Here is a 17,240-nt window from a genome sequence, read left to right as displayed (position 1 = left end):
ATGACCTGGTGGGCGGAGCGGATGCGCAGAGCGCGTCGGCCCCGCCCGCCGCTCTTGCACGTCGCAACGGATGCCGGCAGCGGCCCGGTCGTCATTCTCGTGCACGGCATCGCGTCGTCGTCGGTCACCTTCTACGAGGTGATCCCGATGCTGACGCCGAATCACCGGGTGATCGCCGTCGACATTCTGGGCTTCGGCCAGTCGCCCGCGCCGGACGGGTGTGAGTACCGGCTGGAGGATCATGTCGGGGCCTTGGCCGCGACCATCCGCTCGCTGAAGCTGAAGGAACCATTCGTTCTGGTCGGGCATTCGCTTGGCAGCCTGATCAGTACCCGGTATGCGGCCATGGAACGGCACGGTCGATTCCGGGCAGCATGGCGCCGGCTGGCCGCCCGCGGACCGGTCTCCCGCCTGCTGCTGGTGGGACCGCCGGTGTATCTGTCGCCGAGTGATATCGGCGATCCGCGGGTGCGGGCCCGGGTGAGCGCCTACCTGCGTGCCTACGATTTTCTGCGCGCCAACAAGGAGTTCACACTCGCCAACGCCGCGATCATGTCGCGCCTGCTGCCCAAGGGCATCTTCGAGCTGACCGAGAAAACCTGGACGCCGTTCATCAAATCGATGGAGCACTGCATCGAATCGCAGACCGTGGTGAGCGACATCGCGAGCCTCACTGTGCCGGTCGATGTGATCTATGGGGCGTTCGACGCGTTCATCGCGCAGGGCAGCATGACCGTGATCGAGCGGATGCGCCACGTCACCATGCACCGCGTGGAGGCCAACGACCACATCATTCGGAAGCGCCTTGCCCGGGTGTTGGTGAAGGTGATCGACGGCTAGACGGCCGGGAAAGTAACTCCGGTGAGCTCCTCGGAGAGCGACCAGAGGCGGCGGGCATCGGCTTCGTCGAGGGAACGCGGAGGCAGCTTGGCGGGGGCCGGAGCGCCGGTGAGTTCGCCGAACCCGCCGGGGCCGTAGTAGCCGCCGCCGGCCGCGGCCGGGCTCGTCGCCGCGTACAGCGCCGGCAGGATGCCCTGGTCGATCTGCTGCCACATCCAGCCGATGCGGTGGGACGCCTCGTTCGCGGCGAGGAAGACCTTCGCCGACGCGCCGTTGTGCGTGGGCCCGGTGATCTGCAGGTTCGTGACGGTCGCGCCGGGGTGCGCGGCGACGCTGCGCACCCCCCAGCCGCCGATAATGCTGCGCCGGTTGAGTTCCCGGGCGAACATGAGCGTCGCCAGTTTGGAGAGAGCGTAGGCGCGGTGCGGGCGGTAGCGCAGGCTCTGCAGGTCGGTGAAATCGAGGCGGCCGGTGCGGGCGATCAGGCTCGAGAGGCTCACGACCCGGCTCGTTCCGGCGGCGCGCAACAGCGGAAGCAGGTGGGCGGTGAGCGCGAAGTGGCCAAGGTGGTTGGTGCCGAACTGCAGCTCGAACCCGTCTTCGGTCTCGTCGCGCACGGGCGGCATCATGAGGCCGGCGTTGTTGAGCAGGATGTCGATCGGGCGTCCCTCCTTCGTGAGTTCCTCGCCGAATCCGGCGACGCTCGACAGCGACGCGAGATCCAGATGACGGATGCTGAGGGTCGCGTCGGGCTTCTGCTCATTCAGGAGCTTGACCGCCGCGGCGCCCTTCTCCTCGTTGCGCACGGCGAGGATGACATCGGCGCCGGCCCGGGCGAGGCGGCCGGTGAGTCCGAAGCCGAGTCCGCTGTTGGCGCCGGTGACGACGGCGAGCTTGCCGCGCAGGTCGGGAACCTGAATGTCGGGGAGGGTCTTGGTGCTGGTCTTCGTCATGAGGCTCCCGTTGTCGTGGTGCTCTATTGAACCCGTTCGGGCGGGGGAAGTCACGCGGCTGCCGGTGTGCCGGGCACATTCACGGGTGCGCAATGGCCGGTCTGCGACTGCTCCGCGGCTGCGATTTCGCTCCAAGACAATGCCCCAAGGCCCGGGCCCCGTCCGTCTTGCCGGCGCCCTGCAGGCCGGAGCGCTCAGCCTTGCGGCGGGTCGCCGATGCGTTCGAGGGCGTCGACGATGAGCGCCCAAAACTTCTCGTGGTCCAGGTCGACGGCCACCTGCGTGGTGCAATCCGATGGGGCCGGCGCGCGAAAGTCTGCTACGGTCATGCCGAGGGTGAGGGTGCCGGCCAGTTCCACGTCGAGCGGAGCCTTCCGCACGGTGATCACACTCGGATCGATCACGTAGGCGACCGCGCACGGGTCGTGCACCGGCGGATAGTCGAAACCCTGGGCATCCTTGTAGGTCTCGGCGAAGAAGGCCAGCAGATCGCCGACGAACCGGGCCGGCGCCGTGCCGACGGCCGCGATGCGGGCGACAATATCGGGGGTGGCGAGAGCCTGGTGGGTCAGATCGAGGCCGATCATGGTCAACGGCCACTTCTCGTTGAAGACGATGTGGGCAGCTTCGGGATCGATGACGATGTTGAACTCGGCCGTGGCCGACCAGTTACCCACGTGGTAACCGCCGCCCATCAGCACGACCTGTTTGACCCGCTCGACGATGCGCGGCTCCTTGCGGGCGGCGAGGGCGATGTTGGTCAGCGCGCCGGTCGGCACGAGGGTGATCTCACCCGGCTCGTGCGCCATGATCGTGTCGATGATGAGGTCGACGGCGTGCCGGGCGTCGAGCTCGAGCGTCGGCTCGGGCAGCATCGGCCCGTCGAGGCCGGACTCGCCGTGAATGGACGGCGCCGTCTCGATCTGCCGTACCAGCGGGCGCGGGCATCCGGCGGCAAATGGCACCCCGGTGATGCCGGCCACGCGGGCGACCGAGAGAGCGTTGCGGGTGACCTTGGCGAGGGTCTGGTTGCCCATCACGGTGGTCACGGCGACGAGGTCGATGTTCGGATTGCCGTGCGCGAGCAGCAACGCGATGGCGTCGTCGTGGCCGGGGTCGCAGTCGAGAATGATTTTGGTGGGCACAGCTCAGGGTACGTGGTCGTGCGCTTTCCGGGCCCGGTGCAGTGTGCAAGACGCAGCGAGGACGGGCGACCAAAGCGACGGGAGGCGCGGCATCCGCTCACCGCATTTCTCATGGTCCGTCCAGAGCGCCTCCGATAAGCTGGGCGCGCGGTTGTAGTTCACATCCGCCCCCGTACCGAGGAGCTTGTTCGTATGACTTTGATCGAGGAATTCCTCATGCCCGGCGGCGGCACGAGCATCAACACCCTGCCCAAGGTCTCCCTGCACGACCACCTCGACGGCGGCCTGCGCCCGCAGTCCATCATCGAGCTGGCCGACTCCATCGGATTCGTGCTTCCCACAACGGATGCTGACGCCCTGGGCGAATGGTTCTCCGACCAGTCCAACGCCGGCTCGCTCGTGGAATACCTGAAGACCTTCGACGTCACGACGGCCGTGATGCAGACCCGCGAGGGCCTCAGCCGCGTCGCCCGCGAATTCGTTGAGGACCTCGCCGACGACGGAGTCATCTACGGCGAGATCCGCTGGGCTCCCGAGCAGCACCTGGCCCGCGGACTCACCCTCAACGAGGTCGTCGAAGCCGTGCAGGACGGTATCGAAGCAGGCATCGAGAACGTCGAGCAGTCCGGCCGCAGCATCCGCATCGGCCAGCTCATCACCGCCATGCGCCACGCGAACCGCGGCCTCGAGATCGCCGAACTCGCCGTGCGCTACCGGTTCGACGGCGTAGTCGGGTTCGACATTGCCGGTGCCGAAGCCGGCTTCCCGGCCGGAAACCACCGGGCAGCCTTCGACCTGCTGGCCCGCGAATTCATGCCGGTCACCGTGCACGCCGGCGAGGCCGACGGACTCGACAGCATCCGCGGCGCACTGTTCGACGGCCGCGCCCTCCGCCTCGGCCACGGCGTGCGCCTGGCCGAAGACGTCACGATTGAACGTCAGGACGACGACAACACCTTCGTCACCCTCGGCCCGGTGGCCCAGTGGGTGCGCGACCGCGAGATCACGCTCGAACTGAGCCCCTCCTCGAACCTGCAGACCGGAGCGGTCGCCGCCTGGGGCGAGGAACTGTTCGACCACCCGTTCGACCTGCTCTACCAGCTCGGCTTCAAGGTCACTGTCAACACCGACAACCGTCTGATGAGCGACACGACCCTCACCCAGGAGCTCGCCCTGCTCTCGGATGCCTTCGGTTACGACCTCGGCGACCTCGAGACCTTCCAGCTCAACGCGGCCCACGCCGCGTTCCTGCCGCTGGAAGACCGCGAAGAGCTCGTCGAAGCCATCGAAGCCGGCTTCGGCGACGCCTGACGCATCTGCCCACTCTCCGGGCCTATCCAGTACGACCCCCACTTACCCGAAAGTGACCATGCCACTCCCGCACCTTCCGCTTGACGCCATCACCATCGGCGCACACGTCGACGACTGGCCGGCGGCCATCACGGCCGCGGGCGACGCGCTCGTTCGCTCCGGCGCCGCGACATCCGCTTACACCGAGCGCATGATCAAGGTGATTCGCGAATTCGGTGCCTACATCGTGATCGCGCCCGGGCTGGCGCTCGCGCACGCCCGCCCGGGAGCGGATGTGCTCACCGACGGTCTCTGCGTCGTCACTCTTGCCGAGCCGGTCGCCTTCGGACATCCGCACAACGACCCGGTCAGCGTGATCGTCGGTCTGGCCGTGACCGGAGCCGACGACCACCTGCAGTTCGTCGCCGAATTGGCCAATGTCTTCAACGACCCCGACGTGATTCCCGCCCTGGCCGGCGCGACCACCGCCGAGTTCGTGCAAAGCGTGTTCGCGTCATGAAGATCGTCGTGATGTGCGGAATCGGCCTGGGCACTTCGGCCATCCTCAAGGTCAACGCCGAGCGCGCCCTTGAGCGCCTCGACATCGACGCGCATGTGCAGGCCACGGATGTCGCCGGTTTGCGCGCCGCCGCCGCCGACGCCCAGGTCATCCTGACCTCGTCGGAACTCGTCGACGCGATCGGCAAGACCAACGCCGACGTCATCGTCATCAACAACTACTTCGACGTCGACGAACTCGTCGCCAAGCTAGAGGTCGCCCTGGGCTCCTAGCCCCCGCTTTGTGCCTACGCGGGTAGCGTTCGGTGCCCGCCTTGCAGATGGTGTCCACGGGCCCAGTTTATAAGCTGGGCCCTGGGCTATAAGGTGGGCCCGGCGACCATATGCCCCGTCACTACCGCTTTCCGGGCCCGGTCCCGGAAACTGGGACCACGATAGACTTGGGTTCTGTTTCCGGTTCCCTGCACCTGGGCCCGGTTCCCGAAGGTGGGCCCGGCACCCGCGTGCTGCCGCCCACTCAGTGAGCGCCGCACAATGGATGCCAGCCAGCGCGAGCGGGCCGCGCCGCGGCATCCGCTCGCCGAACCGTGAGTTTCAGCCGGTTGCAGTCGCCGAACCGTGAGTCTTGACGCCCAGCCGACTTTCACTTTCCGCAGGACGAGGACCACGACGCCATCGACGAGGTCGCGGCCCGCTCCTCGCGGCGCATCGGCTGGGTCGCGTCATACTTCGACTACGTGTACTTCTCGCTGTCCAACTCCATGGCGTTTAGCCCGACCGACACGATGCCGCTCTCGCTGCGCGCCCAGCCGCACCACCTACGCGATCAGCGCTCGCATGCCCCGATCGAGCTCATCGAGCGCCGCCTGCGCCGCAGCGCGCCGCTCGACCAACGTGCCGACCGTGCTGCGGGTGTCGATGTACACCTTGAGTTTCGGTTCGGTTCCGCTCGGGCGCACCATGACGCGCGACCCGTCCGTCAAACGGATGCGCAACACGTCACTCGGGGGAAGGTCGCCCAACCCCCAGCGAAAGTCGTCGATCTCGTCGACCCGAATGCGCCCGACGTGGGTCGGCGGGGACTCCCGCAGACGCGTCATCACGAGCGCGATCGTGGACAGTTCGGACACCCGCACCGAGATCTGACCCGACGCGAAGTGTCCGAACTTCTCGCTGAACAGCTCCAGGTAGCCGACGAGAGTGGTCCCCTCCGACTTGAGGTCGCTCACCAGCGAGAGCAGTGCGACCGCGGCGGAGATGCCGTCCTTGTCGCGCACGGTCTCCGGGTTGACCAGGTAACCGAGCGCCTCTTCGAACCCGTAGACCAGGTTAGGCACCCGCGATACCCACTTGAAACCGGTGAGGGTTTCTACGAAACGCAGGCCGTAGGTATCCGCTACCGCGTGCAGGGCGGGAGACGACACGATGGAACACGCGAGTGCGCCGGTCTCCTCAGTGATAACAGCGTCAGGGTCAGAACCAGCCAGCGCAGCGGCCCGCCAGCCGAGAATTGCGCCAACCTCGTTGCCGCTCAGCCGGCGGTAGCCGCTCGCGCTGGACAGATCGGGGATGGCCACGGCGAGGCGGTCCGCATCCGGATCGTTGGCGATGATCAGCTCGGCGCTCACCTCGCGGGCGGTCTCGTAGGCGAGATTCATGGCGCCGGGCTCTTCCGGGTTCGGAAATGCGACGGTCGGAAAGGCGGCGTCCGGGGCTATCTGCGCATCGACCAGGGTCGGCAGGTCGAAGCCGGCCTTGACGAGCACGCGGCGGGTGGTATCCCAGCCGACCCCGTGCATAGCGGTGTACACCGCGTTCACCTGCGCGCGCGGCGTGTGCGCGATGCCGGCTGTCGCCGCGATGTAGGCGAGCACGACGTCTTCCTCGGCCGTCTCATACGCCCCGCGCGGAAGCTTCAAGACGTGCTCGTCGGCGGCGACCCGCAGAATCTCGTCCGAGATCGCCTTGTCATCGGGGGAGACGATCTGCGCGCCGTTGTTCGCGCCGCCCAGATACACCTTGTAGCCATTGTCATTGGGCGGGTTGTGCGACGCGGTCACCATCACACCGCAGCTCGCGTCGAAGTGCCGCACCGCGAACGCGAGAACGGGCGTCGGCAGCAGACGCGGCAAGAGGATGGCGCGCACCCCCGCGCCCGCCATCAGCGCCGCCGTGTCGGTCGCGAAGACGTGCGAGTTCTTGCGTCCGTCGTAGCCGATGACCACCGATGGCGTCACGCCGGGCGCTGCGTGCCGGCGCAGGTAGGTGGCGAGGCCGGCCGCGGCCTGCGAGACGAGCACGCGGTTCATGCGGTTCGGTCCGGCGGAAATTTCGCCGCGGAGCCCGGCCGTGCCAAAGGCAAGGCGGGTGTCAAAGCGCGAGTGTAGGTTCGACAGGGCCACCGTGTCGCCATCGTCGACGGCATTGATGAGAGCGCGCAGCTGCGCCTGCGTCTCCGGATCGGGATCCTGATTCAGCCAGGACCTCGCCGCCTGCAGCAGCGTCGCTGTACGGTCGCTCGGAGTCTCCGGCGCCTCGTGCGCGACCGGAGCCGTTGCGAGGTCGTCGACATCGTCGTTTGCCGTGCCATCAGGGCTCATCGTCTGGATGGCAACGGTTCGTTCTGAGCCCGCATCGTCGCTGTCGTGCACGATGGTCTGAATGGCGACGGTGGGCTCGGATCCGGCATCGTCGCCGTCCTGCACGATCGGCAGGGCGCGGGTCGGGGTGTGCACTTCGTCGGCCGCGTCGGCATCGGTGACGTGCGGCGCGGCATCCGCTGGCGGGCCGGAATGGCGACCGCCGCTGCGCGAAACCGTCGGGGCGTCGTTTTCGGAATCGCCACGCTCGCTGCCGGTCACAGCGCGGCCACGATCCGGGCGAGGAGCGCGCTGATCACGGGTTCGGCCAGCGCGCCGGCCTCGATCACTTCGCCGTGACTGAGCGGGGTCTTCTGAATGCCGGCGGCGAGGTTGGTGATGAGCGAGAGCCCGAGAACCTCCATGCCGGCCTGCCGGGCCGCGATGGCCTCGAGCGCGGTCGACATGCCCACGATGTGGCCACCGATGGCCTTGGCCATCTGTACCTCGGCGGGCGTCTCGTAGTGCGGCCCGCGAAACTGGCAGTACACGCCCTCGTCGAGGGTTGGGTCGATGCCGCGCGCGAGATCGCGCAGTCGCTTCGAATACAGGTCGGTCAGGTCGACGAAGTTCGCGCCCTCGATCGGGGAATCGGCAGTCAGGTTGATGTGGTCGCTGATCAGTACCGGGGTTCCGGGCTTCCACGATTCACGGATGCCGCCGGCCCCGTTGGTCAAAATCATCGTTGTCGCACCGGTCGCCGCCGCCGTGCGCACACTGTGCACAACCCGGCGCACGCCGTGGCCCTCGTAGTAGTGCGTGCGGGCGCCGATCACGAGCGCGCGCTTGCCTCCGGGAAGCAGGATTGAGCGCAACGTGCCGGCGTGGCCGACCAGCGCTGGAGCGCTGAACCCGGTGATATCTGCGGCGGCCACGGTGTGCGTGGTCTCGCCGATCAGGTCGGCGGCCTTGGCCCAGCCGCTGCCGAGGGTGAGAGCGATGTCGTGCCGGGGCACTCCCGTGATGCCGGCGATCTCCGCAGCGGCCGAACGTGCTGCCTCAAACGGATCTGTTTCGGGCAGGTCTAACGGGTTGATCTCGTTCGTGAACATTTCACTACTCTAGAACCCCCACCTTGAGCACGGAGATTCTGCGCGAATTCTGCTCATCGGCGCGCCGAACGGCCGTCGAAACGGTCATTCGGCGTGTTTTCGCCCTTTTCGAGGGACAAACCGGGCTCCGCGGGCGGCGAAGCGGTTTTGTAGGGGCTCGGCGCCTTGAGAGAATGGAGTACATGGCCTATGAGTTCGAACGCAAGCAGCGCATCGCAGTACTGGGCGGTGGGCCCGGCGGATACGAAGCGGCCATCGCCGGAGCACAACAGGGTGCTGACGTCACCCTCATTGAAAGCGTCGGTGTCGGCGGTTCCGCCGTGATAACGGATGTCGTCCCCTCCAAATCCCTCATCGCCACGGCCGAGGCCTCGAACTCGATCGGCGAGGCCACCGACCTCGGCGTGCAGTTCTTCGTGCGCGGAGAAACCGGCAAGCCCCTGCGCCCGGAAGTGGCCATCAACCTGGCCGCCGTCAACAAGCGCCTGCTCGCCCTCGCCCGCCAGCAGTCCGAAGATATGAAGGCCACGCTCATTCGCGCCGGCGTGCGCTACGTACAGGGCCACGGACGCCTCGACGGCACCACCGGAATCATCGTCGCGACCTCCGGCGACTCGACCGCCACCGACTTCGACCGCATCGACGCCGACACCCTCGTGGTCTCGGTCGGGGCGAGCCCCCGCGTGCTGTCCTCCGCACTTCCCGACGGGGAGCGCATCCTCACCTGGACCCAGCTCTACAACCTCAAGGCCATCCCCGAGCACCTGATCGTGGTCGGATCGGGCGTCACCGGCGCCGAGTTCGCCTCCGCCTATCGTGCCCTCGGCGCCAAGGTCACCCTCATCTCCAGCCGCGACCAGGTTCTGCCCGGTGAAGACGCCGACGCCGCCAACGTCATCGAAAACGTCTTCAAGCGCAACGGCATGACGGTGCTGTCCAAGTCGCGGGCCTCCTCGGTGGAACGCACCAAGACCGGTGTCATCGCCACCCTCGAAGACGGACGCACGGTCGAGGGCAGCCACTGCCTCATCGCCGTCGGCTCCATTCCGAACACCGCCAACATCGGGCTCGAACAGGCCGGCGTGCAGATCACCGACTCCGGTCACATCCAGGTCAACCGCGTCGCCCGAACCTCGATTCCGAACATCTACGCGGCCGGGGACTGCACGACCGAGATTCCGCTGGCATCCGTTGCGTCGATGATGGGCCGCACCGCCGTCTTCCACGCCATGGGGGACACCGTCAACCCGATCGAGATTCGCAACGTGGCCGCCAACATCTTCACGCAGCCCGAGATCGCGACCGTCGGCTACACCCAGAAGCAGATTGAAGACGGACTCGCCCAGGGCGAGATCTACAAGTTGCCCCTGTCGCAAAACCCGCGCGCCAAAATGATGGGAATCAAGGACGGCTTCGTCAAGCTCTTCGCCCGCACCGGCAGCGGCACGGTCATCGGCGGCGTCATCGTTGCCCCCAAGGCCAGCGAGCTCATCTTCCCGCTCGCCCTCGCCGTCGAGCACCGCCTCACCGTCGACGAGGTTGCGCGAACCTTCCCCGTCTACCCCTCCCTGACCGGCTCCATAACGGATGCTGCGCGAGCGATGCACGTAGTCCTCTAGTTCCTCAATCCCCGCGCCTGCTCGAAAACGAGGCGCGAGGGCTGAAGGCTAGGCGGCGTCGGAGACAGTCAGCAGCACCGAGCCGGAAGAGACCGTCTCGCCGACGACGGCGGCGACGTTGCCCACGGTGCCGTCGCGGTGCGCGACGAGGGGCTGCTCCATCTTCATGGCTTCGAGCACGAGCAGCAGGTCGCCCTTGACGACCAGGTCGCCCTCGGCGACGAGGAGCTTCACGATGGTCGCCTGCATCGGCGCCTTGATGGCGTCTCCGGTGGCGGTGTCGACGGAGTGCAGGCCGCTACGACGCTTCGGTGCTGGTCCCACCGAACGGGCGCTCGCGCCGCCGGGAAGCAGACGGGTGGGCAACGTCACCTCGATGCGGCGTCCCCCCACCTCCACGACGATACTGTGGCGCTTCTGCTCGCCCGGGGCGTCTTCCATGCTGCCGCTCCACGGTTCGATGTCGTTCTCGAACTCGGTCTCGATCCAACGGGTGAAGACCGTGAAGGGCTTGCCGTCGGTCGGCGCGAAGGCCGGGTCGCGCACGACCTTGCGGTGAAAGGGCAGCACGGTGGGCAGGCCGGCCACCTCGAACTCGTCGAGGGCACGGCGCGAACGCTCGAGCGCTTGTTCACGGGTTGCGCCGGTGACGACGAGCTTGGCGATGAGCGAGTCGAACGATCCGCTAATTACATCGCCCGACTGCACGCCGGTGTCGACACGCACGCCGGGGCCGCCGGCGGGCTTGAAGACGTGTACCGGGCCGGGGGCAGGCAGAAAGCCGCGGCCGGCATCCTCTCCGTTGATGCGAAATTCAAAGGAGTGAGCGGATGCGACCGGGTCGCCGTAGGTCAGTTCGCCGCCCTCGGCGAGGCGGAACTGCTCACGTACCAGGTCGATGCCGGTGACCTCTTCGGAGACGGTGTGCTCGACCTGCAGGCGGGTGTTGACCTCGAGGAACGAGACGGTGCCGTCCTGGCCGATCAGAAACTCGCAGGTTCCGGCGCCGAGGTAGCCGACCTCTTTCAGAATTGCCTTGGACGCGCGGTACATCTCGGTCGTTTGCGCTTCGGTGAGAAACGGTGCCGGCGCCTCTTCGACGAGCTTCTGGTGCCGGCGCTGCAACGAGCAGTCGCGGGTCGACACGACGACGACGTTGCCGTGCATGTCGGCGAGGCACTGGGTTTCGACGTGGCGGGGGGAGTCGAGATACTTCTCGACGAAGCATTCGCCGCGACCGAAGGCTGTAATGGCCTCCCGAGTGGCGGAGTCGAACATTTCGGCAACCTCGTCGCGGGTGCGGGCCACCTTGAGGCCGCGGCCGCCGCCACCGAAGGCAGCCTTGATCGCGACGGGCAGGCCGTGCACGTCGACGAAGGCGAGCACCTCGGCGGCATCGCTGCACGGGTTCAGGGTGCCGGGCGCCATCGGTGCATTGACCTTTTCGGCGATCTTACGGGCCGAGACCTTGTCGCCGAGCTGCTCGATGGCCTCGGGCGACGGCCCGATCCAAATGAGGCCAGCGCCGATCACGGCGCGGGCGAAGTCGGCGTTCTCGGCCAGAAAGCCGTAGCCGGGGTGCACGGCGTCAGCGCCGCTCCGGCGGGCGATCGACAGAATCTTGTCGATGACCAGGTAAGTTTCGGCGCCGGTGGTGCCGTCGAGACCGTACGCCTCGTCGGCTAGACGGGCGTGCAGAGCGTCGCGATCCTGGTCGGCGTAGACGGCGACAGAGAGAATTCCACTGTCTTTCGCGGCACGGATGACCCGAACGGCGATCTCGCCTCGGTTGGCGATGAGGACCTTCGTTATGAGTGACACAATCACTTAGCCTATTGCCCGCCGCCGCATCCCTTTTGGTTCTGTCCCACAAAAAGACCCGGCAGATTCTTGCGGATGCCTACAACTACAGTGCTCCGGGGCGATTCCACAGGGTCGGCCACTCGTGTCCGAGGGCGCGCACCAGCCGCCGCAGCGTCGGTAGCGACAGCCCCACCACGGTCGACGGATCCCCGACGATACTCGTAATAAAGGGAGCACCGAGACTGTCGATCGTGAAGGCCCCCGCCACGAACAATGGCTCCCCGGTGGCGATATAGGCGTCGAGCTCGGCGTCGTCGAGGTCGTCGGCGAAGGTCACCTCGGCCACCGCGACCGCGCCGATCGCCCGCCCGGGCCGGCCATCAGCGACCTCGATCAGCCAGTGCCCGGAATACAGCGTGCCGGTGCGGCCGCGCTGGCGCTCCCACCGCTCGCGGGCAGCATCCGCTGTGTGTGGCTTGCCGTAGATGACGCCGTCGAGCACGAAGACCGAGTCGCCGCCGAGCAGCAGGCCGGTCAGCGGTTCGTCCAGCGGTTCGTCCAGCCGAGCGGATGCCGCTGCCTCCGCTTTCGCGCGCGCCAGCAGCTCCACGAGTACTCGCGGCTCGAGCGCCGAGCCCACAGCGGTTTCAGTCTCGGCGACGAGCCGAGCCTCGTCCACCTCGGGGTTGATCAGCACCGGTTCGATGCCGGCCGCGCGCAGCAGGGCCAGGCGAGCCGGAGAGGTGGAAGCCAGATAGAGGCGCATGGTGATCCTTTTCAAACGGGGCGTAAGCATCCATTCAAGCAGGCGGCAACCCGCAGCCCGGCAAGCGGTGTGGGATCATCGTTAGATGAGCAACACGAGTCACCAGCCCCAGGCCTCCGAGCCGACATTGTCTGCCAGTGTCGGCGACGAGCTTGAACTGAACATCACCAACGTCGCCCACGGCGGAATCTTCATCGCCCGCCACGAGGGCCGCGTCATCTTCGTCAGCGACACCCTGCCCGGCGAACGGGTGCGGGCCCGTCTCACCGAGGCCAACCACAAGAGTTTCTGGCGGGCCGAAACCGTCGCCGTCATCGACGCTGCCCCCGAACGGCAGCCGCATATCTGGAGTGCGGCATCCATTGACCGCGCCCCCGAAAATCGGGCCGGCGGCGCCGAGTTCGGCCACATCGAACTCGGCTTCCAGCGCGAACTCAAACGCCAGGTACTCGCCGACGCCCTGCAGCGCATGGCCGGACTCGCCACCGACGTCGTGGTCGAGCCGGTCGCGGTCAGCGTCAAGGCCAGCCCCGGCGACGCGATGGACGGCACCGGATGGCGCACCCGGGTCAGCCTGCACGTGGCCGCCGACGGAACCATCGGCCCGTACGCCGCCCGCAGCCACCGGGTGATTCCGGTCGACGACCTGCCGCTCGCCGAACACGAGCTCGAACTGCGCGCCCCGCTCGACACCCTGTTTCACAACGCGGCTCAAGTGGACCTGGTCGCGCCGAGCAAGGGCGACGTGCAGGTGCTGGTCTCGGCCAAGGACAGCAACGGCAAGCCCAAGCGGGTGCCGCACGGTCTCATTCACGAGGTCGTCGCCGACCGTGAATTCGAGCTGGACCGCTCCGGATTCTGGCAGGTACACTCCATGGCCGCCGATACGCTGTTCCACGCGGTGCAGAACATTATCGATCCGTCGTCGTTCGACCCGCGCGCCTCCAACCTCGACCTCTATGGTGGTGTCGGACTGCTCGCCGCGGCCGTCGGCGATAAATTCGGCCCGACGACCCGCATCACCTCGGTCGAAAGCGACCCCGAAGCTGTCGCGTTCGCCGCCCGCAACCTCAAGGAATGGGCCGGTGCCACCGCCGAGGCCGACCGCGTCGACCGCTTTCTGCAGCGCCTCTTGCGCGAAGCGGATGCCGCCGAACGCGCCCGTCTCGCCGCCGCCACGGTGGTGCTCGACCCGCCACGCTCCGGAGCGGGCAAGGCCGTCGTTGACCAGCTCGTCGCCATTGCACCGCAACAAATCGTCTACGTGGCCTGCGACCCGGTGGCTCTGGCCCGTGACGTGGCCCTGTTTGCGAAGCAGGGTTACCAGCTGAAGTCCCTGCGCGCCTTCGACCTGTTCCCCAACACCCACCACGTCGAAGCCGTCGCGCTGCTCTGCAAGTAGCTATCGTTGTACCCAAACAACCCGAAGGCAGCCCTACCGTGAGCAACACAGCAGCAGATCCCGCACCAACCACCCCCACCGACGCGCCCGTTCGCGTCGGTATTGTCGACGACCACGAGTCGGTACGACTGGGCTTACAAGCCGCCTGCGAGAACGCCGGCTACGAAGTTTTGTTCGCGGCAGCAACCGCGCAGGCGCTCGTCGCCGGCCTGGCCGGCCGCAAGTGCGACGTGATCGTGCTCGATCTTTCGCTCGGTGACGGGTCGCTCGTCACCGACAACGTGCACCTCGTGCAAACCACCGGCTCCGCCGTGCTCGTGCACAGCATCGCCGACCGGGTCGCCTCGGTGCGGGAAGCCCTCGCTGCCGGCGCGGCCGGAGTCATCCCCAAGTCGTCGCCGACCACCACGGTCATGGCGGCCGTCGCATCCGTTGCCCGCGGCGACGTGCTCAACAACCTCGAGTGGGCCACCGCCATCGACGCCGACCGGGACTTCGCCAAGGCGCAGCTCGGCCGCCGCGAACGCGACGTGCTGCACCTCTACGCTTCGGGCCTGCCGCTCAAGATGGTGGCCATGCAGTTGGGGATCGCGCACTCCACCGCCCGCGAATACCTCGATCGCATTCGCGTGAAGTACGTCGAGGTCGGTCGCCCTGCGCCGACCAAGGTCGACCTGCTGCGCCGCGCCGTCGAAGACGGAATCCTGCCCGGGCTCGACGCCACCGAAGCTGACCGCGGTGTCTAAACGGGCCGCCCGCCAGGGCGACCGCAACCGCCAGGGCACCCTGGCCTCCACGGCAACGCAGCCATTCACGGCCGTCGGTGACGACGCACTCGATACCGACGGCAGCCTGTTTGGCCGCGCCCGGCAGCCGCGCAACCCGATCAGCCAGGCCCAGATCGAAATCGTGCTGTCGCGATCGGTGGCCGCCGTCGCGGTGATCTTCGCCCTGCAGTCCGTGCCACTTATGCTCGAGCAACTGGAGAGCCGCAAAGCCGCGGCGGGCGTGCCGATTGCGATCCTTCTGGCGCTGACGATTGTGATCTTCGTCGTTGCGACGCTGATCCGGCAGGGCATCCGAACGGCCGCGGCCGCAGTGGCCGCTGTCTACCTCGCCGCACTTTTCGTGTGGCCCATGCTCATGATCGATCCCACGGCTGTACTCGAGAACAAGCCCTGGCTGTGGTATCTCTGCAGCGTTGCTACCTCGTGCGCGGCCATCGCCCTGCCGTTGTTCTGGGCCGTCGCCTACACCGTGATCACCCCGGTCGCCTTCGGACTCGTGCGGGGGCTGCCGTCCGGCGGTGAGGCCGAGACCCTGCTTGCCGTGCTTGACACGTTCTATGCCATGTTGCTCGGCGGCACCGTGCTCATCATCATCTACGTTCTGCGCGAGGCCACGGCCAAGGTCGATTCCGCCCAGTCCAATGCGCTCGCGAAGTACTCCGTGGCGGTGCGCCATCACGCCACCGAGGTGGAACGGGTCGAGGTTGATTCCATCGTGCACGACAGTGTGCTCGCGACCCTGCTCTCTGCGGCGGGCGTGCGCAATGCCAGGGGCGCGGAACTGGCCGCCGCCATGGCTCGCAGCGCCATCATCCGCTTGCAGGAAGCCAACGGAGAGCGCAATCTCGACGATGCGTCCGTCGCCGTCAGTAAGTTGGTCGCGCGCATCCGCACCGCCGCGACCGCGACGGGCGTGTTCACCGTGACCGAGCTCTGCGTGGATGGCCTCAGCATTCCGGAGAATGCCGCCGAAGCCCTCTATTCGGCCAGCGTGCAGGCCATGGTCAACAGCGTGCAGCACGCGGGTCCCGCACAATCGCGCAGCGTCACGGTGGGCGGTAACGACCAGAGCGGATGCACCATCGAGATCAGCGACACCGGCCGCGGCTTCGACGTGTCCGCCGTCGCTAGCGCCCGCCTGGGCTTGCGGGTGTCGATTCATGACCGGATTGCCGCAGTCGGCGGTGTTGCCGTGCTGCGCACGAGCCTCGGCCAGGGCACGACCATCACCATCACCTGGCCGCGGCCCGATGAGGCGGGCGAGCCGATCGCCGTCCAGTCAGCCGAGGCGAAGGGCGCGCTGTCCGGGCGCGACGCGGGCAAACACTGATGACCGGCGTCGTCGTTGTCTCCCGTGCCCTGACCCTCATCGTGGCGGCCTTCTTCTCTGGCTACCACGTGTTGCTCGGCGTATATTCGCTCGACACACCGCATTCGGCAGCGCCGATTTTCGCTGCCATGGGCCTGTACCTCGTGGCGACGGTTGCGAGCCTCTGGCCCTCCAGCCCGATGCGCATGTCGCTGCCGCTGGCCCTGTTCAATGTGGGCGTCTCGGTGGCGATTCCGCTGATCGTGGGCAGCCAACTCGACGGGTCCTCCGGCAGGCTGGGGTACGCCACCTGGTACGTCGCCGCGGTCGGCACCCTGATGACGATCACCGCCACCCGCAAGCGCCCGCAGCTGGCCCTGCTGGGCGTCGGCGCGCTCGTCGTGCACAGCGTCATCTGGGCCGGCGTCGGCGAGCTGGGGCACATGGGCGTCATTGGCAGCGTGGTCTGGGTTGTCGCTGCCGGGCTGCTCTCTCGAGCCCTCGTGAAGGCCAGCCGGGATGCGCGCCAGTATGCGCGGGCCGAGCGTGAGGCGAGCGGATGGCATGCCGCCCAGGAGGCTCACCTCTACGAGCGCCAGGTTCGGCTGACCCAGACCATGCGCCTGGCCATGCCCATGCTGCGCCGCATCAGCGAGAGCGACGGCGATCTGAGCGAGGTCGACCGCCAGGAGTGCCGGCTGCTCGAAGCGGCAATTCGGGACGAAATCCGCGGGCGGCGTCTGCTGAACCACGCCGTGCGCGAGCAGGTCATGGCCGCCCGGCGACGGGGTGCGAGCGTCACCCTGCTCGATGAAGGCGGGATCGACGACCTCAACGGATCTGAGCTCGAGATCGTGCTCAACGCCCTCGCGACGGCCATCGGCCGCACGAACGCGGATAAGATCATCGCCCGCACGTCGGCCGACAGCGCGACCATCGCGGTGACCGTGGTGGGCCTGAACAGCCCCGACCCGGCCGTGAGCGCCCTCGGGCCGGACTTATCCGGCGAAGAAGAAGTCGACCTGTGGATGGAGATCCCTCGGCGGGCAGCGACTGCCGTGGTCTGACGGGGGCGTGACTGGCCGCGTGACGGGGTGCTTGACGGGCGGCGAAGT

The 17,240-nt window shown here is 67.4% G+C and carries 15 protein-coding genes; 9 read left to right on the top strand and 6 right to left on the bottom strand.

The window, feature by feature from the left end; genetic code table 11:
* The gene (locus E3T29_RS01270) at nucleotides 1–840 is read left to right on the top strand and encodes an alpha/beta fold hydrolase (RefSeq protein WP_134343753.1); all 840 of its coding nucleotides are present in this window, start codon (nucleotides 1–3) and stop codon (nucleotides 838–840) included.
* Here E3T29_RS01270 and E3T29_RS01265 read toward each other — a convergent pair.
* Both E3T29_RS01265 and E3T29_RS01260 read right to left on the bottom strand, forming a co-directional pair.
* Nucleotides 837–1,793, bottom strand: a complete 957-nt coding sequence (locus tag E3T29_RS01265; protein WP_134343752.1) for an SDR family oxidoreductase — start codon at nucleotides 1,791–1,793, stop codon at nucleotides 837–839. The genes E3T29_RS01270 and E3T29_RS01265 overlap by 4 nt on opposite strands.
* 194 nt (nucleotides 1,794–1,987) lie before the next feature.
* Entirely contained in the window at nucleotides 1,988–2,938 is a 951-nt protein-coding gene (locus tag E3T29_RS01260) for a nucleoside hydrolase (protein ID WP_134343751.1), read from the bottom strand.
* 192 nt (nucleotides 2,939–3,130) lie between these two features.
* Here E3T29_RS01260 and E3T29_RS01255 point away from each other — a divergent pair, with 192 nt between their 5' ends.
* Genes E3T29_RS01255 through E3T29_RS01245 form a run of 3 tightly spaced genes read left to right on the top strand, consistent with a single transcriptional unit; the run spans nucleotide 3,131 to nucleotide 5,020 of the window.
* Nucleotides 3,131–4,249 carry an adenosine deaminase gene (locus E3T29_RS01255; RefSeq protein WP_092341600.1) on the top strand — a complete coding sequence of 373 codons (1,119 nt, stop codon included), beginning with the start codon at nucleotides 3,131–3,133 and terminating at the stop codon, nucleotides 4,247–4,249.
* Nucleotides 4,250–4,307: 58 nt separating this feature from the next.
* A complete protein-coding gene (locus E3T29_RS01250) occupies nucleotides 4,308–4,748 on the top strand; it encodes a PTS sugar transporter subunit IIA (RefSeq protein WP_134343750.1) in 441 nt (146 codons plus the stop codon).
* Nucleotides 4,745–5,020, top strand: a complete 276-nt coding sequence (locus E3T29_RS01245; RefSeq protein ID WP_134343749.1) for a PTS sugar transporter subunit IIB — start codon at nucleotides 4,745–4,747, stop codon at nucleotides 5,018–5,020. The genes E3T29_RS01250 and E3T29_RS01245 overlap by 4 nt, the downstream gene beginning before the upstream one ends.
* A 545-nt stretch (nucleotides 5,021–5,565) precedes the next feature.
* On the opposite strand, the gene E3T29_RS01240 is transcribed toward E3T29_RS01245, so the two are convergent.
* The gene (locus E3T29_RS01240; RefSeq protein ID WP_241987577.1) at nucleotides 5,566–7,608 is read right to left on the bottom strand and encodes a phospho-sugar mutase; all 2,043 of its coding nucleotides are present in this window, start codon (nucleotides 7,606–7,608) and stop codon (nucleotides 5,566–5,568) included.
* The gene (locus E3T29_RS01235) at nucleotides 7,605–8,438 is read right to left on the bottom strand and encodes a purine-nucleoside phosphorylase (protein ID WP_134343748.1); all 834 of its coding nucleotides are present in this window, start codon (nucleotides 8,436–8,438) and stop codon (nucleotides 7,605–7,607) included. The genes E3T29_RS01240 and E3T29_RS01235 overlap by 4 nt, the downstream gene beginning before the upstream one ends.
* A gap of 182 nt (nucleotides 8,439–8,620) precedes the next feature.
* Between E3T29_RS01235 and E3T29_RS01230 the strand changes: the two genes are divergently transcribed.
* Nucleotides 8,621–10,057: an NAD(P)H-quinone dehydrogenase gene (locus tag E3T29_RS01230; protein ID WP_092341605.1), complete on the top strand. Its 1,437-nt coding sequence runs from the start codon at nucleotides 8,621–8,623 to the stop codon at nucleotides 10,055–10,057.
* 48 nt (nucleotides 10,058–10,105) lie between these two features.
* On the opposite strand, the gene E3T29_RS01225 is transcribed toward E3T29_RS01230, so the two are convergent.
* The gene (locus E3T29_RS01225) at nucleotides 10,106–11,878 is read right to left on the bottom strand and encodes a biotin carboxylase N-terminal domain-containing protein (protein ID WP_134343747.1); all 1,773 of its coding nucleotides are present in this window, start codon (nucleotides 11,876–11,878) and stop codon (nucleotides 10,106–10,108) included.
* An 85-nt stretch (nucleotides 11,879–11,963) separates the two neighbouring features.
* A complete protein-coding gene (locus tag E3T29_RS01220) occupies nucleotides 11,964–12,626 on the bottom strand; it encodes a nucleoside triphosphate pyrophosphatase (protein ID WP_174776384.1) in 663 nt (220 codons plus the stop codon).
* 85 nt (nucleotides 12,627–12,711) lie between these two features.
* Between E3T29_RS01220 and E3T29_RS01215 the strand changes: the two genes are divergently transcribed.
* Genes E3T29_RS01215 through E3T29_RS01200 form a run of 4 tightly spaced genes read left to right on the top strand, consistent with a single transcriptional unit; the run spans nucleotide 12,712 to nucleotide 17,192 of the window.
* Nucleotides 12,712–14,028, top strand: a complete 1,317-nt coding sequence (locus E3T29_RS01215; protein WP_134343746.1) for a class I SAM-dependent RNA methyltransferase — start codon at nucleotides 12,712–12,714, stop codon at nucleotides 14,026–14,028.
* Nucleotides 14,029–14,066: 38 nt separating this feature from the next.
* Nucleotides 14,067–14,774: a response regulator transcription factor gene (locus E3T29_RS01210; RefSeq protein ID WP_104130374.1), complete on the top strand. Its 708-nt coding sequence runs from the start codon at nucleotides 14,067–14,069 to the stop codon at nucleotides 14,772–14,774.
* Nucleotides 14,767–16,146: a sensor histidine kinase gene (locus E3T29_RS01205; RefSeq protein WP_134343745.1), complete on the top strand. Its 1,380-nt coding sequence runs from the start codon at nucleotides 14,767–14,769 to the stop codon at nucleotides 16,144–16,146. Before E3T29_RS01210 ends, E3T29_RS01205 begins: the two co-directional genes overlap by 8 nt.
* On the top strand, nucleotides 16,146–17,192 hold the full coding sequence (locus E3T29_RS01200) for a hypothetical protein (RefSeq protein ID WP_134343744.1): 1,047 nt from the start codon (nucleotides 16,146–16,148) through the stop codon (nucleotides 17,190–17,192). The genes E3T29_RS01205 and E3T29_RS01200 overlap by 1 nt, the downstream gene beginning before the upstream one ends.
* Nucleotides 17,193–17,240 lie beyond the last annotated feature (48 nt).

The organism is Cryobacterium sp. TMT1-66-1 (assembly GCF_004403435.1).
Taxonomy (GTDB): Bacteria; Actinomycetota; Actinomycetes; order Actinomycetales; family Microbacteriaceae; genus Cryobacterium; species Cryobacterium flavum.
The sequence above is the reverse complement of the archived record's forward strand: the minus strand, read 5'-3'. Positions and strand labels throughout refer to the sequence as shown.

Bases quoted from the DNA above. Each gene is read 5' to 3' on its own strand.
- E3T29_RS01250 (WP_134343750.1), top strand. From the start codon at position 4,308: ATGCCACTCCCGCACCTTCCGCTTGACGCCATCACCATCGGCGCACAC.
- E3T29_RS01235 (WP_134343748.1), bottom strand. From the start codon at position 8,438: ATGTTCACGAACGAGATCAACCCGTTAGACCTGCCCGAAACAGATCCG.
- E3T29_RS01230 (WP_092341605.1), top strand. From the start codon at position 8,621: ATGGCCTATGAGTTCGAACGCAAGCAGCGCATCGCAGTACTGGGCGGT.
- E3T29_RS01265 (WP_134343752.1), bottom strand. From the start codon at position 1,793: ATGACGAAGACCAGCACCAAGACCCTCCCCGACATTCAGGTTCCCGAC.
- E3T29_RS01245 (WP_134343749.1), top strand. From the start codon at position 4,745: ATGAAGATCGTCGTGATGTGCGGAATCGGCCTGGGCACTTCGGCCATC.
- E3T29_RS01200 (WP_134343744.1), top strand. From the start codon at position 16,146: ATGACCGGCGTCGTCGTTGTCTCCCGTGCCCTGACCCTCATCGTGGCG.
- E3T29_RS01220 (WP_174776384.1), bottom strand. From the start codon at position 12,626: ATGCGCCTCTATCTGGCTTCCACCTCTCCGGCTCGCCTGGCCCTGCTG.
- E3T29_RS01215 (WP_134343746.1), top strand. From the start codon at position 12,712: ATGAGCAACACGAGTCACCAGCCCCAGGCCTCCGAGCCGACATTGTCT.
- E3T29_RS01255 (WP_092341600.1), top strand. From the start codon at position 3,131: ATGACTTTGATCGAGGAATTCCTCATGCCCGGCGGCGGCACGAGCATC.
- E3T29_RS01270 (WP_134343753.1), top strand. From the start codon at position 1: ATGACCTGGTGGGCGGAGCGGATGCGCAGAGCGCGTCGGCCCCGCCCG.